General features: G+C 38.6%; 13 protein-coding genes. 5 read left to right on the forward strand and 8 right to left on the reverse strand.

The genetic code is table 11. The annotated features are described in order from the left end of the window. Positions 1 to 59 precede the first annotated feature (59 nt). The gene (locus PR767_RS17375; protein ID WP_004909625.1) at positions 60 to 1,175 is read left to right on the forward strand and encodes a YcbX family protein; all 1,116 of its coding nucleotides are present in this window, start codon (positions 60 to 62) and stop codon (positions 1,173 to 1,175) included. 132 nt (positions 1,176 to 1,307) lie between these two features. Here the strand turns inward: PR767_RS17375 and PR767_RS17380 are convergent, their stop codons facing one another. The 3 genes from PR767_RS17380 to pepN form a co-directional block, all read right to left on the reverse strand. Next, positions 1,308 to 1,853: a cell division protein ZapC gene (locus tag PR767_RS17380; RefSeq protein WP_004909622.1), complete on the reverse strand. Its 546-nt coding sequence runs from the start codon at positions 1,851 to 1,853 to the stop codon at positions 1,308 to 1,310. Positions 1,854 to 2,122: 269 nt separating this feature from the next. Beyond that, entirely contained in the window at positions 2,123 to 3,133 is a 1,011-nt protein-coding gene (gene pyrD, locus PR767_RS17385; protein ID WP_109911326.1) for a quinone-dependent dihydroorotate dehydrogenase, read from the reverse strand. 324 nt (positions 3,134 to 3,457) lie between these two features. Further along, positions 3,458 to 6,076, reverse strand: coding sequence for an aminopeptidase N (gene pepN, locus PR767_RS17390; protein WP_272520679.1), 2,619 nt, complete (start codon positions 6,074 to 6,076; stop codon positions 3,458 to 3,460). Positions 6,077 to 6,597: 521 nt separating this feature from the next. Here pepN and pncB point away from each other — a divergent pair. From pncB to PR767_RS17410, 4 genes are all read left to right on the forward strand, one after another. Continuing rightward, positions 6,598 to 7,812, forward strand: coding sequence for a nicotinate phosphoribosyltransferase (gene pncB, locus PR767_RS17395; protein WP_004909615.1), 1,215 nt, complete (start codon positions 6,598 to 6,600; stop codon positions 7,810 to 7,812). 488 nt (positions 7,813 to 8,300) lie between these two features. After that, positions 8,301 to 9,701: an asparagine--tRNA ligase gene (gene asnS, locus PR767_RS17400; protein WP_115167629.1), complete on the forward strand. Its 1,401-nt coding sequence runs from the start codon at positions 8,301 to 8,303 to the stop codon at positions 9,699 to 9,701. A gap of 571 nt (positions 9,702 to 10,272) precedes the next feature. Then, positions 10,273 to 11,352 (forward strand): porin, encoded by a 1,080-nt coding sequence (locus tag PR767_RS17405; protein WP_272520688.1) that lies wholly within the window; start codon positions 10,273 to 10,275, stop codon positions 11,350 to 11,352. Positions 11,353 to 11,768: 416 nt separating this feature from the next. Beyond that, positions 11,769 to 12,959, forward strand: coding sequence for an amino acid aminotransferase (locus PR767_RS17410; protein ID WP_272520680.1), 1,191 nt, complete (start codon positions 11,769 to 11,771; stop codon positions 12,957 to 12,959). Positions 12,960 to 13,060: 101 nt separating this feature from the next. On the opposite strand, the gene PR767_RS17415 is transcribed toward PR767_RS17410, so the two are convergent. From PR767_RS17415 to ldtD, 5 genes are all read right to left on the reverse strand, one after another. Next, positions 13,061 to 20,122, reverse strand: a complete 7,062-nt coding sequence (locus tag PR767_RS17415; RefSeq protein ID WP_272520681.1) for an anthrax toxin-like adenylyl cyclase domain-containing protein — start codon at positions 20,120 to 20,122, stop codon at positions 13,061 to 13,063. Positions 20,123 to 20,610: 488 nt separating this feature from the next. After that, on the reverse strand, positions 20,611 to 21,630 hold the full coding sequence (locus tag PR767_RS17420; RefSeq protein ID WP_272520682.1) for a hypothetical protein: 1,020 nt from the start codon (positions 21,628 to 21,630) through the stop codon (positions 20,611 to 20,613). 159 nt (positions 21,631 to 21,789) lie between these two features. Continuing rightward, positions 21,790 to 22,437 (reverse strand): MBL fold metallo-hydrolase, encoded by a 648-nt coding sequence (locus PR767_RS17425; RefSeq protein WP_164528978.1) that lies wholly within the window; start codon positions 22,435 to 22,437, stop codon positions 21,790 to 21,792. A gap of 39 nt (positions 22,438 to 22,476) precedes the next feature. Then, positions 22,477 to 23,025: a YcbK family protein gene (locus PR767_RS17430; protein ID WP_272520683.1), complete on the reverse strand. Its 549-nt coding sequence runs from the start codon at positions 23,023 to 23,025 to the stop codon at positions 22,477 to 22,479. 380 nt (positions 23,026 to 23,405) lie between these two features. Then, on the reverse strand, positions 23,406 to 25,148 hold the full coding sequence (ldtD, locus tag PR767_RS17435) for a L,D-transpeptidase (RefSeq protein WP_272520684.1): 1,743 nt from the start codon (positions 25,146 to 25,148) through the stop codon (positions 23,406 to 23,408). Positions 25,149 to 25,323 lie beyond the last annotated feature (175 nt).

Below are 25,323 nucleotides of genomic sequence, written 5' to 3' on the forward strand. Positions count from 1 at the left end.
TATAGCTAATCTTATGCAGTTGTCATAAAGTTGCTACGCACAATTATAAGGATTAAAAAATGATAACGCTTTCGCGCCTTTATACACACCCAGTTAAATCTATGCGAGGAGTTCGTTTATCCCACGCCTTCGCTGATATTAGCGGTTTGACTTTTGATCGTAATTTTATGGTAACCACGCTGGAAGGTAAATTTATTACGGCGAGAAAATATCCACAAATGTTACTTTTTACACCGGTAATGCTCAATAATGGTCTTCACTTGCGAGCACCAAATGGCGAAAGTGCAACAGTATTGTATCAGGACTTTGATGAGAAACAGAGCCCTACTGAAGTTTGGGGCAATCATTTTCACGCACTTATTGCCCCTGAAGCGATAAATAGTTGGTTAACTAGCTTTTTTGACGAACCTGTACAACTACGCTGGCTTAGTCCTCAGCTTTCTCGCCGCGTCAAAGAATACCAAGATGTGCCAATGTCTTTTGCTGACGGCTATCCCTTTTTACTGATCAACGAAGCTTCTGTCCAAGAACTGCAACGTCGATGCCCTGCCAGTATTAAATTAGAACAGTTTCGTGGCAACTTAATTATTACTGGCGCCAAGCCGTTTGAAGAAGATACATGGAAAACTATTCAAATTGGTGATGTCGTCTTTACATTAGATAGGCCATGTAGCCGATGCATTTTAACGACTGTTAGCCCAGAAAAAGGGATTAAACACCCCCACAGTGAACCACTTGCAACACTACAAACCTTCCGTTCAGATGAAACCGGCGATGTCGATTTTGGCCAAAATGTGATTATCAAAAATACAGGTGTTATTCGTGTTGGTGATACCCTGACGGTATTAGAAACTAAACCTGCAAAACAATATTTAGTTCAAGAGCGGGAAAATGACCTAGCAGCTAATAAATTAAATACTCAAGCCAATAATGTCAGTTTAGTTTTTGAGGAAACAGAATATACAGGTGATAACCAAAATGTGATCCTTGAACAATTAGAATCCCATGGTTTAACTATCCCTTATTCGTGTCGAGCAGGTATTTGTGGTCGCTGTAAAATTAAGCTTATTTCTGGGGAAGTCACTCCATTAAAACAAAGTGCCATCAAAGAAAACGGTTACATACTCGCCTGCAGCTGTATCCCAAAAACAGCGGTTAAATTAGCGTTTAACTAAATGTTGGTTTTGCTTTTTAACACCATCAGGGGAGTAATTCTCAGATGGTGTTAAACACTCATAACTAGATTAATTAAATTAGCAAAGAAATCCATTTATTTAACTATTTTTCACTAGATCCTTGCCGATCATTTAAATAGCATTACCATATAATTGACGTTTAACTTTAGATGAATATTCAAGCATGCGATCGTTCATGATCTTAATTGGATCGCAAAACCGTAAAGTTCGATCGGGTAATTCTAAGATTGGTTCTGCTAATAAACATAAACTCGCAGATGGGCCAGCTTCAGCAATAATAAATGTGAAGTACTGGTTTGTATTTTCTAAACACACTTGAATTATTTGCCCCTGCTTAGGTTCATTAATATAGTGAAATGAAGAAAAATACCAACTCTTTGGCATCTGTGGTTTTAAAAAACGAAAAGCAACTAAGCTATTTAAGACTAATTCAGCTCTTTCTTCTTGAGTAATATTTAATCTTTTAGCCTGCTCATCGAATAAATAATATTCACCTGCATCTTCGATACTAAATGGCATCTCATTACGAGCAAAAACCGTTAGCATCTTAGCAGGAAAACATGAACGAAATATCATGCCGTTGGCGAGATCTAACATCACTCTATTATGGTCATGATCAAAATACCAACGCCAATGATCATCAGGTTTAATATTCATAAACGACCCTTTAGCGATTTACCGGTAAATATAGCAGAAATGATCTCTATAGTGATCCTTTCTAAATTTACTCTAGGGCTTATTTTTATATGCTAAAAATTGGATCTACTAAATAAGATACGTTAGAAATATCCGGATAATATTGTTATCTAAATAGCAAATCTACTAAAAATTGAGTTCAATTTGATACAAAAATAGCAACTATTAGCAATATAGTTTAAAAGGGGGAATAAATAAACCCCCTTGATAGGTAAATTTACAATTTATTACTAGATATGATTAACAATATCTTTAATTAATTTTGGCCCATGGTAAATAAAACCAGAATAAATTTGAATTAAAGAGGCACCCGCTTCCATTTTTTCACGTGCTGCAGTAAGGGAATCTATTCCACCCACTCCAATTATTGGCAGTTTGCCATTTAATTCACGCGAAATAATCTTAATAACTTGTGTGCTTTTTAATTGTACAGGACGACCGCTTAATCCACCCGCTTCATTGCAATGATTTATCCCTTGAACCAAAGAACGATCTAACGTGGTATTCGTTGCAATAACGCCATCGATATTATGTCTGACTAGGCTATCTGAAACTTGGATAATTTCCTCTTCAGATAAATCAGGCGCAACCTTTACAGCAACAGGCACATATTTTTGGTACTGTAATTGTAATTCCAGTTGTTTTGCTTTTATGCTACTTAATAAATCATCCAGCGCTTCGCCATATTGTAATGTACGTAACCCTGGCGTATTTGGTGAGGAGATATTAATAGCAATATAACCTGCATGAGCATAGACCTTATCCATGCAAATTAAATAATCATCTTTACCTTGTTCAACAGGCGTATCTTTATTTTTACCTATATTGATTCCAATGACCCCACCGTAATTCGATTTCTTGACGTTCTCGACAAGGTTATCGACACCTTTATTATTAAAGCCCATCCGGTTAATTAAACCTTCAGCTTCTACAAGTCGAAATAACCGCGGTTTATCATTACCAGATTGGGGACGAGGAGTTACTGTACCAATTTCTATAAACCCAAAACCCATTGCGCCAAATGCATCAATACATTCACCATCTTTATCTAAACCCGCAGCAAGCCCTAGTGGGTTTTTGAAGGAAAGCCCCATACATTGAACGGGCTTAGTGGCAACTGATTGGCGAATAAGACATTGGAAAGGGGAATGATTTAAACGTTGAAGCTGGCGAAAAGTCAATTCATGCGCTTTTTCGGGGTCGAACTGGAATAGTGCCTTGCGGGCAAGGTGATATAGCATATCCAATAACCTATTTTTACTAGTACGTTTCAATAGAGTAGACATCATATCGCACGCTAAAACCCCGCCAAATACAATTTGCCGAGCTTTCATTCATGCGATTTTTTCGTCGGATAAAACGCGCTACAGATTACCCTATCTTATTGCCCTTTTACCACGAAAAAATCAATAAAAATGCATTTGTCTGGGGTTTCGGGAGAAAAACAACCATTTTATGAGAGTTATCTCTCATTTAATATTCCACTTTTGTCATAAACAATAATAAGCCGCTAAATTAAATTTTAGCGGCTTATTAAAACCAATAATTGGCTAGCTATATATAAACTAGCTTTCTAACGCTTTGGTTATTTTTTCAAATAGATCACCAGAAAGGTTATCAAGCGCTTTTAACTGTTCAAGCACTTTGCGCATCTGTGCTTGGCGCTTTGCATCATAACGTTTTAAACGGATCAACGGCTCAATCAGTCTTGATGCTACCTGTGGATTACGCGTATTTAGATCGACTAAAATTTCATACAAGAATTGGTAACCACTGCTATCTTCTGCATGGAAATTAACTGGATTCCCTGCAGTGAAGGCACCAACAAGTGAGCGAACACGGTTAGGATTGCTCATACTAAATGAACGGTGATTCAATAATTCACGTACATTGGTAAGGGCTTCTTTCGCTGGATTTGCGCCTTGTAATGTAAACCACTTATCCATAACTAACCCGTCATGGTGCCAACGCTCATCAAAGTCTGCCATTAACTGCTCTTTACAAGCTAACTGTGATTCGTTTGCTGCGGTCAATGCAGCCAGCGAATCCGTCATGTTATCGGCAGATTGGTATTGTTCCAGCACTAATTTGTTCGCCAGCTCGCTATCGTCACCCGCGGCTAAGTATTGCAGGCAAATGTTACGCAATGAGCGTTTAGCAATATCTTGGTGATCAACACGATAGCCATCAATATTAATGGAACGATAAACAGAGAGAAGTTCATCATGCATTTCTACCGCTAATTGATGATGGATAAAGTTCACCACTTCATGGATTGCGACAGGGTCGATAACCGTAAATAATTCGGCAAGCTCATTTTCGGAAGGTAATGTTAAGATCAATGCGACTAACGCAGGATCAATCGAATCACTTAATAATACTCCACGGAAAGCATCAACCACCGACTCAGGCAAAACTAATGCCTCGCGGTTTTGATAATGAGCCACGTTAATTTTTACATAATTATTAATTAGTTGCTGCGCGGCATCCCAACGAGCAAATTCATTGCTCGCATGCTGCATCAAGAAAGCTAATTGCTCATCCGTGTAGTTGTAATCTAATTTTACAGGGGCTGAAAACTCACGTAATAAGGATGGAACTGGACGACTTGTCACCTCATCAAATACAAACGTTTGAGTTTCTTGCGTAATGTTTAGCACTGAATTTACAACACTGCCATCACGTTTTAGCCTAATAATTCCACCGTGCTCATCATAGAGCTCAATATCCAATGGGATATGCAATGGTTTCTTTTCAGCTTGATCTGCTGTAGGTGGCGTCATTTGGCTAACATGTAGGGTATATTGCTGTTTTTCTGGTGAATATTCATCACATACAGTTAAAACTGGTGTCCCTGATTGGCTATACCAACGACGAAATAGTGATAAATCAACATTTGATGCATCTTCCATCGCCTGCACAAAATCGTCACAGGTTGCCGCACTGCCATCATGGCGATGAACATAAAGTTGTATTCCCGCTTGGAACATTTCCTCACCGAGCAGTGTATGGATCATGCGAATAACTTCAGAACCTTTTTCATACACCGTTAAGGTATAGAAATTGTTCATTTCAATGACTTTGTCAGGACGGATCGGGTGCGCCATTGGGCTTGCATCCTCAGCAAACTGGGCTGAACGCATCACTTTGACATTGTTAATACGGTTAACTGAGCGGGAGCCTAAATCAGAGCTAAATTCTTGATCGCGAAAAACGGTTAACCCTTCTTTTAGGCTTAATTGAAACCAGTCACGACAAGTAATGCGGTTTCCTGTCCAATTATGGAAATATTCATGGCCAATCACAGATTCGATATTCAGATAATCTTTATCCGTCGCGGTTTCGCTTTTAGCTAAAACATATTTAGAGTTAAAGACATTCAGCCCTTTATTTTCCATTGCTCCCATGTTGAAGAAATCAACGGCAACAATCATATAGATATCAAGGTCATACTCTAAACCAAAGCGTTCTTCATCCCATTTCATGGCATTTTTCAGGGACTGCATTGCCCAAGGAGCACGGTCTAAATTGCCTTTATCGACAAAAAGTTCTAACGCAACTTCACGGCCACTACGAGTCACAAAGCTGTCTTTTAAAACGTCAAAATCGCCTGCTACTAAGGCAAATAAATAACTTGGTTTCGGGAATGGGTCTTCCCACTTAACCCAATGGCGACCATCTTCTAACTCACCTTCTGCGATACGGTTACCATTTGACAGTAAATAAGGATAACGTGATTTATCTGCTGTAATTGTGGTGGTATAACGAGCCAGCACATCTGGTCGGTCTTGGTAATAGGTAATATGGCGAAAACCTTCCGCTTCACATTGTGTGCATAGCGCCTCACCTGAAACATATAGCCCTTCTAGCGCTGTATTTTTTTCAGGACTAATTTCATTCACAATCCGTAGTGTGAATGATTCAGGTAATGACTCAATAATCAATTTACCTTCAGATTCTTTATAGTCCTGCCATGCTTTGCCATCGACTTCGAGGCTGACTAACGATAAATCTTCGCCATTGAGTTCAAGCGTTGAAGATTGCGGATTAAGGCGTTTTACCTTGCTTACTGCGGTAACCACTGTCTTCACTGGGTCAAGATTAAAATCGAGGTCAATTTCTGTAATTGTGTAATCAGGTGCTTGATAATCCTGACGATATTTCGCTTGTCTTAACTGGGTCATAAGTAACCTTTTAATTCGTTATATTCAATATCGTACTGCTTTAATACTTATACAATACTATAAGCCACAATAATGTGAATGGATTTGAGAAACATTTTCATCAAAAAATGTTATCTATTTTTATGGCTATGTTAGCTTTGTATGTCTCACCCTACTTAACTTTGTTAAAAATTCGTTTGTTTGTTGGTGCTATAGCACTATTAAATATTTTATGGCGTGTTAGTATCTTTTCGTGATTAATGCTTTTGTCTGTTTCTATGGGCAGAATATACATAAAACGTATTTATTTGATTTCATAGTAATACAGAAAGGCAATACGCGAATTTAGGTTGCCGTGCTCCTTGAAAACAAGAGATAGAATAACACTTCTATCTTTTGCTAAAGTGGGTATACTTTTGCAACTTTAACGATTTAGCTAACGACTATTGCTGCTTTTATCTCATTGTGACTTTTTGGAAAACAAGAGTAAAAATGAATAGCATTAGTGGTAAAGATAAGCTCCGCGAGGATGTCTGCGTGCCATGAATTTAGACGCTACACCAATTATTACATCACTGCTTGATACCGATGCTTACAAGCTTCATATGCAGCAGGCCGTTTTCCACCGTTACCACCAGGTACCGGTTGTCGCTGAGTTCCGCTGTCGTAGCAGTGAGATCTTAGGTGCTTACGCCGATGAAATTAGGCAACAAATTCAGTTAATGGCTAAATTGTCACTTTCTGATGATGAGCTGAATTTTCTCCGCCGCTTACCTTTCTTCCAAGAAGACTATCTTATGTGGTTAAAGTCATTCCGCTTTAACCCAGAACAAGTCGTTGTCAGTACCACAAATGAAGGTCAGTTAGCGATCCGCATCAGTGGGCCTTGGCGTGAAGTGATTATGTGGGAGGTACCGCTCCTTGCATTGGTCAGTGAAATCATCCAAAAAGATAGGCACCCAAACATTCATCCTGATGATGCTGTTCAGCAACTCAAAAAGCTGCTAAATGTTTTCTATCAACAAGCCGATGAACACCAACTTGATTTGTCTAACTTTAAGCTCATGGACTTTGGCACGCGCCGCCGTTTCTCCTACGACGTACAATCCGCCATTGTTTCAATGCTTAAACAAGAGTTTCCTTATCTTGTTGGGACGAGCAATTACAAACTTGCACACGAATTAGATTTATCCCCTGTTGGCACACAAGCCCATGAGTGGTTCCAAGCCCATCAACAAATCAGCCCTGAGTTAGCAAATAGCCAACGTGAGGCATTGCAGAGCTGGCTTGATGAATACCCTAATCACCTAGGTGTGGCATTAACTGACTGTATCACCATGGATGCCTTTTTGCGTGATTTTGATGCTAACTTTGCGAACCGCTACCAAGGGTTGCGTCATGATTCGGGGGACCCGATCGAATGGGGTGAAAAAGCCATCGCTCATTACCAAAAATTGGGTATTGACCCGATGAGCAAAACGTTAGTGTTCTCTGACAGCTTAGACTTACAAAAAGCACTTGAGTTATATCGTTATTTTCATCAGCGGATTAACCTTGTTTTTGGTATCGGTACTCGTCTAACCTGCAATATTCCACATGTAACCCCGTTGAATATTGTGATTAAGCTCGTCGAGTGCAATGGTAAGCCTGTCGCTAAGCTCTCAGATAGCCCAGGCAAAACCATTTGTGAAGATGATGAGTTCGTCAACCAACTCAGAAAAGCGTTTGACCTACCTAAAATGGAAAAAGCCAGCTAATTAAGTCGCTTTTCCCTAGCTCTGAGTAAGAATTTGCACTTTTCTTGCCCAGAGCTTCAAAACCCCCTTTTTCTTTTATTCACTTACTATTACTATAGCTTTTAAGCTCAATAACCATGCTTCGCTTCAACAGAAATGTTTTATCGCGATTTTTTACTTGTTTCCTAACAAATGGCAAGTAACATAGAGCTTTGGCCCCTGAAAAATGGGTTTAATATTGAAGAAGCCTTATTAATCTGCTTCATCCGCCATTCGCATAATAACAATGTTGTTGTGCCTTTGAACTCGGTGTTGAATATTCCTATTACGAAAGTTGGAATACACCCTAAATAATTCGAGTTGTAGGAAGGCGGCTAGCAAATTGAGCCCTAGGAGCATACATAAGTATGTGACTAGGGTCAGTTTGTGAAGCCAACACACCTACAGCTCGAAGTATGACGGGTTGCAGATGCATAAGATTAACCATTATATAGAAGAGAGTGAATTATATGATAGTAGCGCCTGTAGTCGACGTACTGCAAGGCCGAGTGGCGGTAGGCACAGAAGTCACCGTTCAAGGCTGGGTACGTACAAGGAGAGATTCAAATGCTGGTTTTTCTTTCCTCGCCGTTTATGACGGTTCTTGCTTTAATCCGTTACAGGCTATCATTAATAATAATTTACCTAATTATAATGACGAAGTCCTGCATCTCACAACGGGTTGTTCGGTTGAAGTTACGGGTACCGTAAAAGAATCCCCAGGCCAAGGTCAATCATTTGAACTTGAAGCCACAAACGTTAAAGTGGTTGGTTGGGTTGAAGACCCTGACACCTACCCAATGGCAGCAAAACGCCACAGCGTTGAGTTCTTACGTGAAGCAGCCCACTTGCGCCCGCGCACTAACTTAATTGGTGCCGTTGCGCGCGTGCGCCACACTTTAGCGCAAGCTATCCACCGTTTCTTTGATGAACAAGGCTACTTCTGGGTTTCAACTCCAGTGATCACTGCGTCAGACACCGAAGGCGCGGGTGAAATGTTCCGTGTTTCCACGTTGGATTACAACAATCTGCCACGTAATGACAAAGGTGAAGTTGACTTTAGCGAAGATTTCTTTGGTCGCGAAGCATTCTTAACCGTTTCAGGCCAGTTGAACGGTGAAGCTTACGCAACGGCTATTAGCAAAGTGTACACTTTCGGCCCAACTTTCCGTGCTGAAAACTCAAATACTAGCCGTCACTTAGCTGAATTCTGGATGGTCGAACCTGAAGTGGCTTTTGCTTCTTTAGACGATGTCGCAGGCCTTGCAGAAAAAATGCTGAAATTCGCCTTCAAAGCCGCTCTTGAAGAACGCCGTGATGACTTAGAATTCTTTGCACAACGTGTTGATAAAGACGTTATCAACCGCTTAGAAAGCTTTGTTAACTCAGACTTTGCACAAGTTGATTATACGGATGCCATTAAAATCCTAGAAACTTGTGGTCAAAAATTCGAAAACCCAGTTTATTGGGGCGTCGATATGTCGTCTGAGCATGAGCGTTACCTTGCTGAGCAACACTTTAAAGCCCCTGTGGTTGTGAAAAACTACCCGAAAGACATCAAAGCGTTCTATATGCGCCTCAATGAAGATGGCAAAACCGTTGCTGCGATGGATGTATTAGCACCGGGTATTGGCGAAATCATTGGTGGATCACAGCGTGAAGAACGTCTTGATATGCTCGATGCCCGCCTTGAAGAAATGGGCATGAATAAAGAAGATTACTGGTGGTACCGTGATCTGCGCCGTTATGGCACCGTTCCTCACTCAGGTTTCGGCCTTGGTTTTGAGCGTTTAGTGGCTTATGTCACTGGTGTCGGTAACGTGCGTGAAGTAATTCCATTCCCACGTACCCCAAGAAATGCAGCGTTCTAATAACGGCTTTTCTGTATTAACACCCTAATTTACGGGCCAGCTGATGTTGGCCCGTTACTTTTCAGCCCTAATATACTTTCGCTGTACAACTATCTCATCTCGTTACATCGAATTGCAGCCACATGATAACCAGATCACAATTTTTACGTTATCACCTTATTATTCTCCGTAAACAGCCAGCAATCTGCTAGTGCTAAGAATAATCTGCTTTTTAATCTCGCTATTCTCTTTTTACTAGTGATAAATAACCGCTTTACACTCGCTAAACTGCTCAAAAAAAACTCAATTGGTCTTTTGAAAAAGTTCCCTAATTTTTGTAATATTTTTTAAACTGGTACGATGAGTGGTTATTTATTACCCTGTTTTTTACATTTTGAAACATCTAGTTACCATTTGTTTCAGAATCTTTGATTTTGTAGCACTTTGAGGGTAGATAATTTTATTTAGCAATGGAACACTGGTCGCCGACATAGACGACACTAATCTCTCACAAATAGTTCCAATTATTTTTTGCGAATTATTTTTGGCAGTGGCAGGTGTCCGAATAACACCAATGAGGGTAATAATAATGATGAAACGCAATATTCTTGCAATGGTTATCCCAGCTCTGTTAGCTGCTGGTGCAGCAAACGCAGCTGAAGTATACAACAAAGACGGCAACAAATTAGACGTTTACGGTAAAGTTGACGTTCGTCACTATTTCGCTAAAGGCGATAGCGGCCAAGACGGTGATGATTCACGCGTTCGTTTAGGTGTTAAAGGTGATACTCAAATCACTGACCAACTGTCAGGTTTCGGTCGTTTCGAGTGGGAAACCAAAACTAACAAAGGCGAAAACGAAGGCGAAAACAAAAACCGTTTAGCGTATGCTGGTCTGAAATTTGCTGATTTCGGTTCAATCGACTACGGCCGTAACTACGGTGTGGTTTATGACACGAACGCATGGACCGACGTATTCCCATTATGGGGCGCGGACACTATGGCTCAGTCTGACAACTTCATGACTAGCCGTAACCGTAACCTGTTAACTTACCGTAACAACAACGCGTTTGGTTATGTTGATGGCCTGAGCTTCGCTCTGCAATACCAAGGTAAAAACGGCGACGACAACCTGTCTGGTTCTGAGTCTGGTGCACGCAAAGACAACGGTGACGGTTTCGGTTTATCAACTGCTTATGACTTAGGATGGGGCGTATCACTGGGTGGTGGTTACTCTAACTCTTCCCGTACTCCAGACCAAAAAGCAATCACTGGTGGTGATAAAGCTCAAGCATGGAACGTCGGTGGTAAATTCGACGCTAACAATGTTTACTTAGCAGCAATGTACGGTGAAACACTGAACATGACTCGCTACGGTAAAAATGGTATCGCAAACAAAACTCAAAACGTTGAGTTAGTTGCACAATACCTGTTCGACTTCGGTCTGAAACCATCTATTGGTTATAACCAATCTAAAGGTAAAGACTTAGGTGCTAACGGTAATAAAGACCTGGTTAAATATATCTCTGTAGGTTCTTACTACTACTTCAACAAAAACATGTCTGCAGTTGTTGATTACAAAATCAACCTGTTAAAAGACAATGACTTCACTAAAGCTGAAGGCATCAACACTGATAACGTTGTTGGTTTAGGTTTAGTTTACCAATTCTAATTATCAGTTAACTGATAAGTTAGAAAACGGTAACATGTTTTTGCAAGCAGCACTTCGGTGCTGCTTTTTTATTTCTCTTTTTCATCTCTAGCATAAATTCCTCTTCTACAAAAATACTAGAATTATCAATAAGACAGACTGATTCACCATCTTTATAGATATTTATGGTCAGATTGCATGCAATTCCTACCTAGTTCACAAGATCTCGCCAATTTTTGGTAAAACGGTTGGCAAAAAGCCTTTATCACGTTACCCTGAGAACTCGACTCGTTCGACTAAACCCGTTTTCAGCTACACCCGCGAGTTTCGTATGGTCTGGGCAGATAACAAGCAAGGATAGCCAACCGCATTCTCACTTATGCCTTCATACCCTAGGAACTGTGTGGGTACCACTACAGAGCTTTGGAATCGACAACATGTTTGAAAAAATTACTTCTGCCCCTGCTGACCCAATCTTAGGTCTTGCTGATAGTTTCCGTGCTGATCCCCGCGATAATAAAATCAACTTAGGTATTGGCGTCTATAAAGACGAATCAGGGAAAACCCCTGTGCTTGATACTGTTAAAAAAGCAGAAAAATACCTGCTGGATAACGAAAACACCAAAAACTATCTTGCGATTAGCGGAATGCCAGAATTTGGCCGTGTAACACAAGAACTGTTATTCGGTGCACAACATGAAATTGTCACCTTGAAACGTGCACGTACAGCGCAAGCACCGGGTGGTACTGGTGCCCTGCGTATCGCCGCTGACTTTATTGCCAAGCAAACCAATGCAAAACGTGTTTGGATCAGCAACCCTACTTGGCCTAATCATAAAAATATTTTTGAAGCTGCTGGCTTAGAAGTACTGACTTACAATTACTATGATGCTGCTAAGCACGGTATGGACTTCGATGGCATGCTTAACAGCTTATCATCTGCGATAGCGGGTGATGTGATTGTTTTACATGGTTGCTGCCATAACCCAACGGGTATTGACCCAACCGCTGAGCAATGGACAAAACTCGCCGCATTATGTGCGGAAAAAGGCTTATTACCAGTTTTTGACTTTGCTTACCAAGGTTTTGCAAAAGGCTTAGATGAAGATGCCGAAGGCCTGCGTATTTTCACCAAAAACAACCCTGAAATGATTGTGGCGAGCTCATTTTCTAAAAACTTCGGTTTATACAATGAGCGTGTCGGCGCTTGTACCATCATTGCCAAAGACAGTGACAACGCAGAGCGCGCATTCAGCCAAGCGAAAGCTGTTATTCGTGCAAACTACTCAAACCCACCAGCACACGGCGCCGCAGTGGTAACAACCATCCTTTCTGATGACGTGTTAAAAGCGGAGTGGATCCAAGAATTAACCGCAATGCGTGAGCGTATTAAGCGCATGCGCCAACTGTTAGTGAAAACATTGGAAGAAAAAGGCGCTAAACAAGACTTTAGCTTCATTATCAACCAAAATGGTATGTTCTCCTTCAGTGGCCTAACAAAAGAGCAGGTAGAGCGTCTACGTAGCGAATTTGGTATCTATGCGGTAAGTTCTGGCCGTATTAACGTAGCAGGCTTAACACTTGAGAACATGGTTCCATTGTGTGACGCTATCGTGAAAGTGCTGTAATTATTCGGATGCATTAAAAATTAAGCATTGAAAACGATAAAACAGCGTTTTTAATATCATGCCAGTCAGTTACGTTACTGACTGGCATTTTTTATAAAAAACTATTTAAGATGGCTAAGGAAGCGCTCCGTTATTTGTACCGCTCCCCAATTCTTCCGGTAATTATCATTAGTGATACTAAGGTCGAGATTTCGTTCGTAATCAATGCGCTCTTCAACAAATAACTGAACCAAGCGATCAATGGTTTGCTCTATATGTTGTTTCGATAATTCCTTGTAATTATTGAAATGACGCACCTGCATGACACTATGCATTGACCCAACATGGTTGTTATGAGATAGCGTCACTTGCCTTCCACTCTTTGAGCGATATGTTGTTTCTGCAACCTTAGCAGACAATTGTTTATAACTAACTTCTTCAGTATTAAAATCAATTAGAACCACTTGATTGCGTCCCTCAACATCCGTGATCTTCACATCACCTTTTCCATGACCGCTGACAATATAGAGGTCATCACCTTGAGTTCCCGCTAATTGGTCTTTTCCATCTAAAGAGATTAGTACATCTTGATGCATCCCTTGTGCCAGTAGAACATCATTACCTTGCCCGCCATACAGTACATTTTCACCGCCTAGGGTAATCAGCTTATCGTTACCACTCCCCCCCTTAATAATACGCCCTTGTTGAGACATATCCATGACATTATCATTGCCGGCTAAGGTATCAATAAGCCAATTATTTCTCTTGCAATCCTGTTGTAATACAATCCCATCATCTTTCAATGTTAGGTTTAAAGGTCTCGCTCCGTCATTGGCTACCACTCCATTTAATGTGCTTGTAAGCTCATCAATGGGTTTCCAAGTGGTAAACTCCCCTGACTGTTTGGCTTTATGGAGTTTTTCAGAGAGATAATTAACGAGCGGGGCCATCCCGTGGCTCGTGGAGGAGCTAAATTTTTCATCCAGCCGCTCATAGTGGTGAATATTGAATTTACCCTCATCATCATCGATAGAAACCTTAATTTTGACAAGCTTGCCAGCTGATGATTCATAAAACTGGTATTCTGTATCACTCTTTTCAGTTGGCTGATGTTTAAAATTGATTAAATGAATATGGTTATTCCCAATCTGGTCTTTAATATATACCTTACCCGGCTGGTTACCATCGATGATATAGTGGTCATCCCCTACGCCTCCCATTAGCGTATCGTTTCCCTGACTTGATAGCAGCAAATCATCCCCAGACCCACCACTAATAGAGTTATCTCCCGTACCACCATATAAGAGATTATTTCCACCGATGACTTTAATATTGTCATTGCCATCCCCCCCCAGCAGAACATTGCTTTCTAATCCTTTATTGATAATAGTGTCGTCACCACTTTGCCCATCAATGACATTCTTTTCAGATAGATACCCTATCGGTAATATAATTTCATCGTCGCTCGTGCTGCTTTCTTTAACTGGGTTTACTGGTGATAAGCGGTTTGCCTGTAAATTGACTTTAAATAAGTTGCTATGCTTATCTTGGATTAAAACAGCATTAGAGATCTTATTACCTACGTTGCTAAATTTAATAGCCAATTTTTTTTGCCCAAATTTATCTACGCTGTATAGCTGCCCATCATCCTTATAGAGTGAATAACCATTCTCTGTAGGTAACAATAGGCACAGGCTGTCTTTATCTGTAAAACTGTCATTTACTTTAGAGAAATCAAACTCAACCTCACCATACTCTTCTTTGCCTTGCACAATTTGATAGGTATCTATTCCATGGCTAACTTCAATATGGCTACCTAATTTTATCAGGGGTAATACATTATTTTCGCTGTTTCCACGGTAGGTTAACTGCTCAGCATAGCCTATTGGAATAAACCATCCCCATGTAGGCTTTTTATAATGACGAGATTGGTTTATCGTTATAACCCCCGCAGATTCATCTATTTTGACGGATTTTCCGTTTGTAGAGGGGAGTTGATCACTTTCTTGTACATAAGTTAAGCTGAAATACTGGTTAGGATGTTTTTCATCTTTCACTGTTGTCATCACCCAACCATCAAGAGTTTGTAGCTGATATCCATGATGTGGTGCCTTCAAAGCCGCGTCTTGCACATTTTCGAGGACAATGGTGACTTCACTTTCCACATGTTGAAAAAAATGTCCATCTATACTACTTTTTGGCTGTTTGAGTGTTAAAACCAAGTTGTTGCCGTCTATTTGAACATGCTTTATTTCATCTAGAAAATATTCTAAAGTGACTCTGCTTTGTAAATAATTAGATTCTTTAATAACCACCTTTGCCTGAAACTGATGGCTACCTTCTGTATAGCTAGGGTTAAGAGACTTTCGCGTTTTAACTGCTTTCTCTTTCCTGTCGAAATAACGCTCTGTAAGGTACAAGTCATCAACATGTTCAAGCCACTCATAGCGGCGAATATGATAGTTGTCATTTCCATCACCACCAGCTGCAATTCCTTGCGTTAAAATGAGTTTATCATCCCCTTCTTTACCCTCTAAGATATCCTTACCTAGTCCACCATCCAGTATGTTTGCAGTGTCATTCCCCTGTAAATGATCATTGCTATTCCCCCTGACCATCACATTTTCCATATTTTGCAAATGCGCAACGGGAATAAAAGGATGATCCCCTCCTCTTTGGTAATGCAGCCTATTTTCGTTTAAGTCTACAGACACTCGGTAGCCATCGGGTAGGTTATCAATAATGACGATATCCTGCCCTCCTTGACCGTCAAGGTACTTAGTCGGCTTGTTATCTTCTCGCGATGTTAACGAGGTTAAACAGCTATCTCGGATAAAAAATAGATCGCTCTCATCTCCTCCCGCAAAATATTTCTCACCTGATAACACCTGAAAGGCATTTTTCTGTACTTTTTTACCAATGACAACATCATTACCATTCGCTGTATTCCAGCTGGTTCCTTCGCTATTAGTATTTTCAATATATAACGCTGTCCGCTGGCTGTTATTCACTATATGCTCACTAAAAGCACGTTCGTTTTCTCTGAGCATATGTTGCCCTAAGACGCCAAACTCCGTTTTTTTCGAATAAAAACTAATTTGTTCCGGGTTAGAATTTATTAACTGATATTGCAGGGGTAATGATAATTCATTATCTAAAATTTGATGTCGTGCTTTAAATGCCTCAAATAACGGGCTCTTATAAGCAGAATTTAAAGAGTAACGCTCGTGAGTGGCGATACTTCCGATATTTTTAAGGTCAAATACCGCTTTCTCTTTTGATTGAAGGCGAAAATTATGGCGAATAGACCAGCCCATTTTTTCATATAAAACCTTTAAATTTTTAAACCACGCGGTGGTTCTGACAATTTTATTTTTTAAAATAAAATCAATCTCATCAGCCGTAAATGTGGGAGCCCCTTTACGTACAAACCGCACAGAAGTATCCCCCGCCCCCATATATAGATTTCCCAGCTTACCGTAGAAATAATTACCATAATTATCAACTAAATAATATTTCGGCTCATTTTCATAAGTCGGCTTTTCAATAATACTGAGGTGATGAGCAAATCCTGCCTGTAGAATATTATTTTCAAATAAAGCTAGATCCATATGCCAATCTTGCTCTTTGAACGCATTAATATAATGCTGTATATTCATCTCTTGCTGGCTACGTAAGGTTGGGTCTAAGCCTAAAGCACCGCGGATCCCTTCTTCTAATTCACGATCCCAATCAATATCAATAACTTGTTTGATGTTTTCAACCGCACGAACGCCGCTATAAATCCAGCCTCCTACCAGTAAGATCCCACCAATAACTAGCCCAGCGACTGGAATTGTAGAAGACCCCACTAAGATACCAATAACGGTGACCCCATTGATCACCGCACTCGCAATAGAGAAAGAAGCATTCACAATAAGGTCTTGGCGCTGTTTAGGGTCTGTTACACTGTCCAGTTTAGATAAGCTGTCGTAAGCTTGATAGATATCAATTCCCATCCCCACCAAATTGAAAATCACCACCGTCCCCGTGGCGATCCTCGCGCGGACTAACGAAGTCGCACCCTTACCTGATGCGATATTTAATAGCATTGGTTGCACTATCATATCGCCATAATTAAATAGAGCAGACGCAGCAAGTAAATAAAACTGTTTTTCTAGCTCTTTAATTTCTTCGTCACTAAGATCTGGGTTATCTAATTTGTCCAAAATTGCATACGCGCTGATCAGGCTTTGGATAGCACCGGTTGCGCCCATTAGTTGACCAGCACGATTGGCTATGCGCTGAAATTGAGGAAGCTTATGACCTGCTTGACGAACCTTAGCTAAAGTGGAAGGCGCTATAGTCTCCTGTTGAGCATCAACATTATTCGCTAAATATTTAAACTGTCTTTTCAATACCCCCGATTCAGCAAAATTAACTTGGCGCTCGACTAGCTGATGGATATCTGCTGATTTTAATTGCTCATGGAACACTTTAATGAAAGCGAGATCTTCTTTTCCACCTTCCATCAGTGTGAAATACATCGCTAGTTTATCAGGAGAAAAACGGATTTTATTATGTAAATCAATGGATTTTAGGTCGCCTAGAGAAATCGGTTTTCCTTTAATAGTTGCACTAAGTTGTTGTAATTTGGCAAAAGCAATTTTTTCACCATTGAGCGTGACCCAGCGGTTTTTTGGTAGTGTAAATTCAGCTTGGTCAATAATTGTTTGTCGTTGGTTACGCATAGAAGACAATACGGTTTTAAAACCTGTCGAATCCAAGTCAATAAACTGGAAGTCTGCTCTAAATTCGCCATTAGAAAGTTGGAGGTTTTCACTAAAATAATGCTTAATTTTCCGTTGGAATTGCTGCTGAGCTTGCTGAGAAGATCTGTTTTTTACACTTAACTGAATCCCTTGAGGATCAAATAAGCTGATTTCATAACCTCCATTACGTTGCACATGAGTGACGGTGTAAGTTACCGATTTCCCCTTTAAGAATATTATTACGTTATTCGTATCTGTAACTGCTGAAAACAGATTTCCTATCGGTTGATCCGCTATTGATATTCCATTTTTGTGAACTTCAATATTAATATATTGGCTATACTGTTCCATCTTTTTCAACAGTGATCTTTCTGCTGATGTCGATGTATTTTTCACTATAGCTTGCTCTATTTGCGATTTACGTTCAATAAAGTCTCGTGCTAAATGACCGTCTGCTAAATAAAATTCAATCGCGTATGTCCCCCCCAACGTTTGATCCATACCTCGGTTTTGAGAGCCAGAACGAATAACCCCATGGTTCAGTAACTCAACCTTATTACCATACATTAATTGTTGGTTAAATTGTGCCAATCGCTGTGCTTGGCTCTGTTCATAAAAATAAAACGCTTCTGTAAAAGAATATTTTTTGAATGGTGCATTTTCCCCAATAAAATTAGCTGAAGATAGTTCACTAAACTCATTTAACCTATTGTTAAATGAAATCAGTTTATGATTATCAGTCACTAACTCTAAAATTTTACCTTTATCTATTCTATCCCCAGCAGGAAATAGTTTCATTAATATATTCTGCGAACGCTCACTTAAGTGATTTAATATTGATAAATCATTTTTTATCGCGATCAATAATGTCTGAATATCACTCGCTTGTTGTTTATAACTACTTGATATTGAGGGTTCTAAGAGCAACTCTAATGATAATATATTCGTTTCAGCGTTTTGACTTAGATATTCATTTAGTTTTCGGTTAACTAACGGGTCTGATACTGCAATTTTTAATTTTTTAATATCTATATTTCCATTTCCATCTGAAAAATACGTCAATAAATAAGCGTGATCTGTCTTATTGATATCTTGAATAGAAATTTCTTTTAACGCTATTTTTTCTAGTAATACAGTTAGCTGGTGGTGTGGCTGCCACTCTAATTTGGCAAACGGTTTACCGAAATTATTTTCAATATTATCAATGTATCCACTTTGAGTTTCTTTACCTTCAATAAAATTTCGCACAGCGATAGGAATACTTTTCTTACGCTGTATCTCTCTACTTGCATTAATATAGCTATCCGATATTTTTCTTTTTGGATTAAAGTATTCAGCATATTCCCCTTCACGCCAGTTAGCATTAAGAGGAGCACGATATCCCTCATTGATTAATAACTGTTGAAAATTTGAAAGGCTTTCAACATCATTAATAATAACCGCACCCGATGAATTCATTTGGAAATATGTACCTATCGACTGACGTGTTCCTGATAATTTATTTTTTCCTTTTAATTTATCCGGTAAGAAAAAAGCAATCGGAAAGTTATCTTTCATCACACTTCCAGGATTGGCATCATCAGCCCCATGATGTACTAACTCTAATCCAATGGGGCGCTCTAATTTTTTATTTAACTCTTGATTAATCTCCTTGATTTTTGCATTCGTAATACCATTATCTTTCCCCTCTCTTTTATTATATTCAGCTTCATTGTGATAAAGCTTTTTCTGTTCATTTGTGAGTTCATCATAGTTAACACTCGCTTTCCACTCTTGCCATGAAGGCATTTCTGACACTTTAACGTAATGCTCTAGCTCAGAAACTGGATAGATAACACTAAAGAGATCATAATCTGCTGTCATAGCTTTCCCTGTTTTAGGGTCACCGACTACCAGGAAAGGAGCTGTTTTATGACCAGACTGATAAAAGACTTGCCATAACTTAGTTTCTCCTCGTGTTATATTATTCAGAATAAAACTATGTGGTACATTATCCACTTTGGCAGTTGTTCTTCTTATATGGTCCCCCCTGCCTATATCCACCAATGAAGTCACAGCCCCATATTTAAGTAGCTCATTCATACGCTCATGAGTTACTTCAAGTATTACCGGCTTTGCATGCCCTTGCTCAATAGACTGCGTTATATAACCATTATATTTTTCTTGCTCATCCCGGCCTGATTTTTTAGCAAACTGCTGCAAAATAGGAATAAAGCCACTATGAGGCCCCCAATCTGAACTTTTACCTTTAATCATGAGCCCTTTACTGCCATATAAGCCAGAAGCGATTAAACTTGTCGATTTATAATCAATAGGTCGCATACCTATAATAACATTATAGTCATTAGCAACTTGCGTAATGGCTCGTTGATGATTTTCTGGGATCCCTGTAATAGCCTTAGGTTCATTACTGGATAACGGTTTTAAATGCAAGTTGGTACGAATATAATCCCTTGCAATGTTTTGGTTATTATGGCTTTTATTGATATTTTCAAAGGTCTTGATGTCGAAATTTTTATTTATCGAATATATTTTATATCCATCTTGAGAGATAAAAACATCTTTTTTAATTTTTGCTATAGTTTCAGGATTATTAATTATCCGTGTATAAAGGTCTTGTCCGTCTAAAATATCCGTATATGCTATAAACTCTGTGCTCCCTGTGACAACCTTAATTTTTAATAAACAATTTTCCGGATTAAATTCTTTATATATTATTTTACACTTACTCCCCTTCTTCTGATAAGTGATTCCCCTCTCAGCTAAAAGTACATTTTCAGTTATTTTTAAACTGGTATTATTTATTTTTTTAAAATCAATCCCACTATTTCCATTTTTTACAAACTCACTAACAGCTATATTATAATCATTCTCAAAAATAGGTATTTTGCTTTCTTTAGCAATTTTCTTAATATGACTATCTAAATAAGAAAAAAATCAACCTGTTTGTTAATCATCGCAACACCATAATTAGGGTCAAAGAATTTATATTCCCATGATTTATTTTTATTGTTATACTTTGCGCTAACAACAACTACGTGGTTACCTAAAATCAATTGATAATAGAGTGGTGTTTTATTTTTAGCTGTATGGCCAATAACGACGTCCTTAAACCTCTTGACTGTCGTTCCCTTTAATGTATTGAATGAATAATTCTGATGTATATTATTTCCTTGAACACCTCGTTTTTTATTTATTAATTCTAACTTTAAATAATTATCTCTATTAACAATTTCAGATATCGAATCAATAAAAAATTTTGCATCAGAGACGGAGTATTTATTTCCTAATACCTCCCCACCCCGAATAAATCTATCTTTTAATTTTAAAAATATAGGGTCAGAACTAATAATCTCTCCTTCCTTTGTATTAAAGAAATCTTCTCCTACATATAGTGCATTGATATATTCTTTAAGTTTTATTTTTTGAGATTCATAAAGATACTGATAATACACTTTATCTTTTTTATTTTCATTTACTGCTTTATTAAAATTTTTATCAATTATATCATTAAGATAATCACGAAAAACTCTATTATTAATTTCATCATAGGCTAGGCTATCAAAATAAGTTTTATTCCTTAATGTGTTATTATGAATTCCCTGAATTTTAATAAAACCATAAATATAGTCATTCAATAAAACTTGGGCGTGCATTTTCAAAGCATCATACTTTACTTTATCTATTGCAGATAAACCCTCGCTATCAAAATTAATAATATCATATAAATAATTCAATTGCTGAATGTAATCAGCACCTTTATTGTTTATTTCATAGATTAAAAACTCATTTGTCAACCCATAACAATAACCTGGTGATTGACTATGATTGATACCATACTCAGTCATCATATTGATAAAAAATGTTTTGTTTTTAGGAGCATTAATATAATTATATAAATTATATTGCATGAAATTAATAGTTTGGTCATTTTCTTTCATCTAGTAATTATCCATAATTATTATTTAAAATAGAAAAATAGCAAAACCAATACTTTCATTCCATAAGTAATATAAAATTAGGAGTAAATTTAACTACACTCATAAAAATAAAAATGCCTCAATAATGAGGCATCAATGGATAATATGAATAGTTTTTAATTACCAAACTGGTTGTTCATCTTGCAAGAAAGGGTTTGTTTTTCGTTCAAAACCGAGATTAGACATCGGCCCGTGACCTGGTATAAATTGAAAATCATCACCAAGAGGTAATACTTTATTTTTAATAGAAGAAATTAAGTCTTGATGGTTACCGCGTGGGAAATCACTTCGCCCGACTCCCCCTTTAAACAATACATCACCCATTGAAATTAATTTATCAGCGTGATTCACAAAAATAATATGGCCAGGTGTATGACCGGGGCAATGCAACACGTCAAATGTGATATTGCCACAAGTTACTTTATCCCCTTCTTCTAACCAGTAATCTGGCGTAAAATCAGGGCATTCGCCAATGTAAAACATCGCATTTTGCTCTGCAAGGTTTTCAATCCAAAAAGCGTCTTCTTTTTGTGGGCCATAAATAGGCACTGAAAAGTGCTTAGAGAGGATAGCTGATGCACCGATATGATCAGAATGGCCATGAGTTAACAGAATTTTAGTTAACTTCAACCCAAGGTTTTCAATAGTAGAAATTAATTTTTCCGCTTCTCCTCCGGGATCAACAACAACTGCATCTAACGTATTTTCATCCCAAATAACTTGGCAGTTTTGCATAAACGGTGTTACTGGGATAATAGTATATTTCATCGAGCAATTACTCCGTAATCTATGTCACCTATGCACAGATTACCACGTTCTTGCTGGTCCTGTATCGATATGTATAAAATTGCTTCGAGGATAATAACCAACGCCACCCGCTTTCATTTTCAATGCGGCTTTACGGATATTGCTCAACTGTAAACCTTCAATATGGAAATCCATTGCCTGCCCGCGTGTGTGGTAGCTTTTTTTCGCCACACCAGAGCTTTTACTGCGTAATTTATTATTAGTCTCTAGAGAACGATAACCAGAAATAAGCTGCACAGGTTTATTTGTTCCCATCATCATTTGTAATAAATAGATTTGATCAAACAGTTTGGGGTCGATGGTTTTCACTTTGTCACAACGATAGTCACGGAAAAAATGATTTAAACGTGCTAGTTCAGACTTATTGTAGCGGCGCCCATCAAAAAATTCAGTTTTTAACGATTCGCCTGTATTAATATTTTGAAAACGTAAAATACGTGGTCGAGGGGTCGTTATTGCAGCAAATACATGGCTTGGTAATAAACTAAGGCCAATCGTTGCGGCCCCAATACCTAACCATTTTCTGCGGGATTGATCAATTATATCCATAGGTGATAGCTCAGACTCTAATAAATTCAGTATTAATAGATAAAATTTTGGCAACCTATTGAGTCTAGCAAATCATGCCTAGCTTTAATGTATAATAATGTAAAGATATGCATACTTCACAGAAATTTTATTGCAATTTTCGTCAAAAAGAGAGTTTTATCACTCAAACCGCTCGAAACATGCAATTTAAAACACAAATTATGCTGCCTTTTTCAAAGGTGAATAAAATGGTAATGGCTGAATAGCCATAAAACAATAGAATAAACAGGATAAAAACGGATTTTAGTGGAATTTTGCTGAATGGAAATGTACAGCAAAGAATATTCAGACAGTTAATTTAAATATCTAAGGGGAGAAAAACTCCCCTTTTAAATAAACAATTAGTGTAAAATCTTTTTCAATATTGGCAAATATTTATCTGCATTATTAATCGAATTATCATACTGATAAATATCGGCTCGATATTGTGGTTGCTGGTCTTTGTCTACCCAAGCAGTTTGATAGTACAGAAAAACTGGGATCCTATCGGGTATATTCACATACCGTGTTGCGCCTTCTTTCAATGCACCATCAATTCGTTTTTGTTCCCAACCAGCATCACCTAACAAAATACTGGCTAATTCGCTTGCTTTATTCACTCGCACACATCCAGAGCTTATTGCACGTGCATTACGATTAAATAAACTATGGTTTGGTGTATCGTGTAAATAAATCGCATCTGAACTCGGCATATTAAACTTGTAGCGCCCTAATGAATTGGTAGGGCCAGGGGCTTGTCGAATGCGATATGGGAAATTCGCTGGGGTGATATTTTCCCAATCTATCGCATAAGGATCAATTTCGTACGAATCGGAGCCCCAACCTGAATACACTGTATACCCTTTACGGCTAAAATAACTTGGATCTTGCTTTCCTTTTGGTGCGATATCTTTACGAGCCATACTGGTTGGCACGCTCCAAGGCGGATTAATAACCACGTTATTTAGTGCACTACTCATGATCGGTGTTTTGCGATCAGCACGACCAACAATCACTTTTGAATCTAAAATCACTTCATCATTTAAATAGAAATCTAAAGAATAGCCAGGAATATTGACTAAAATTCCGGTACCACTACTTGCAGGAATAATACGCAAGCGCTGAATATTAAGTGCCATTAAACCCGCTTTCTGCTTAGGCTGCATATTTAGCCAAACACGCGTACCTTTTCCAACCACACCATCTGCTTCTAAACCATATTGTAATTGGAATTTTTTTACAGCCTCGACGAGTTCTTGGTCATAGACTTTCGACACAGCGCTCGCTGGTGTTTCTGTTGGTTCGACTGTTTGTTCAACCGCCTGTTCTGCGACTTGAGCCATTGTCTCAGGAGGTTCAATTTCTTCGGTTACACTTCCACCTTCAAGTAACCCTTCACGTTGTAAGATTTGACGTAACATAACCACATCATCGCTAGACTGCCCTGGCTTTAATGTTTTCGTTCCCACAATTTCCAAATTATCTTCAGGCATCGCCAATAATTTCAACATTTCCTTGCGCATTGGCAAATACATTGGATGATTTGGCGCCTGTGATTTTACCCAACTACTTAGGTTATTAGACTCAACTGCATCTAGCCATGGTTTCATTTGAGCCGTCGTGGGCGCAATAATTTTATATGGCCGATTCGTGTATAACCAATACTGCCCACTCGCTTCTATCGAAGATAAATACTGTAAATAGCCAAGCATGGCATCAGACAAAATAGCGTCACGGCCCAACTCATTTAATTGGTTATTTTCCAATATCGCCAACCATTCCCCGAATTGCGGCTGAACGCCAGCAAGAGATAATTCTGCCAATTGCTGTTGAAATTGGCTAATTGCTGTTTCATCTTGCCACAATAGCTGCATTTGCCTATCAGCATATAGTTTTGCTAATTGCGTAGAAAAAATGGGTTTCACATCCGCAGGAAGCGACTGTGTTATTTTGGCTAAACTTTCTGTTGGTTTAACTGAAGCTATCGTTTGAACTTCAGAAACACTTTGCTGCGTATTTTCTTCGTTTGAAAATGCAGGAAATTGTAACGCCATCAACCCGCATATTACTGAGACTTGCAGAGCTCGCACTCTTCTCTTCGCCATACATCCACCTTAATTTACTACATGGATAACAATATTTTTATTATAATTACAATTTTATTGTATTTAATTTTAGCAGTAATGTTATAGGAATAGACTAATTTTCCTTTTTTCAGATTATATGCAGTTACGTTAACAATTAGTGAGAAAAAGAATTATTTTCATCATAGATAAATTC

This window comes from Providencia sp. PROV223 (genome assembly GCF_028479245.1).
GTDB classification, from domain to species: Bacteria; Pseudomonadota; Gammaproteobacteria; order Enterobacterales; family Enterobacteriaceae; genus Providencia; species Providencia rettgeri.

What these genes read in the sequence shown, in the direction of transcription:
- PR767_RS17375 (WP_004909625.1), top strand. Translation starts at nt 60, where the DNA reads ATGATAACGCTTTCGCGCCTTTATACACACCCAGTTAAATCTATGCGA.
- PR767_RS17380 (WP_004909622.1), bottom strand. Translation starts at nt 1,853, where the DNA reads ATGAATATTAAACCTGATGATCATTGGCGTTGGTATTTTGATCATGAC.
- pyrD (WP_109911326.1), bottom strand. Translation starts at nt 3,133, where the DNA reads ATGCTATATCACCTTGCCCGCAAGGCACTATTCCAGTTCGACCCCGAA.
- pepN (WP_272520679.1), bottom strand. Translation starts at nt 6,076, where the DNA reads ATGACCCAGTTAAGACAAGCGAAATATCGTCAGGATTATCAAGCACCT.
- pncB (WP_004909615.1), top strand. Translation starts at nt 6,598, where the DNA reads ATGAATTTAGACGCTACACCAATTATTACATCACTGCTTGATACCGAT.
- asnS (WP_115167629.1), top strand. Translation starts at nt 8,301, where the DNA reads ATGATAGTAGCGCCTGTAGTCGACGTACTGCAAGGCCGAGTGGCGGTA.
- PR767_RS17405 (WP_272520688.1), top strand. Translation starts at nt 10,273, where the DNA reads ATGAAACGCAATATTCTTGCAATGGTTATCCCAGCTCTGTTAGCTGCT.
- PR767_RS17410 (WP_272520680.1), top strand. Translation starts at nt 11,769, where the DNA reads ATGTTTGAAAAAATTACTTCTGCCCCTGCTGACCCAATCTTAGGTCTT.
- PR767_RS17420 (WP_272520682.1), bottom strand. Translation starts at nt 21,630, where the DNA reads ATGAAAGAAAATGACCAAACTATTAATTTCATGCAATATAATTTATAT.
- PR767_RS17425 (WP_164528978.1), bottom strand. Translation starts at nt 22,437, where the DNA reads ATGAAATATACTATTATCCCAGTAACACCGTTTATGCAAAACTGCCAA.
- PR767_RS17430 (WP_272520683.1), bottom strand. Translation starts at nt 23,025, where the DNA reads ATGGATATAATTGATCAATCCCGCAGAAAATGGTTAGGTATTGGGGCC.
- ldtD (WP_272520684.1), bottom strand. Translation starts at nt 25,148, where the DNA reads ATGGCGAAGAGAAGAGTGCGAGCTCTGCAAGTCTCAGTAATATGCGGG.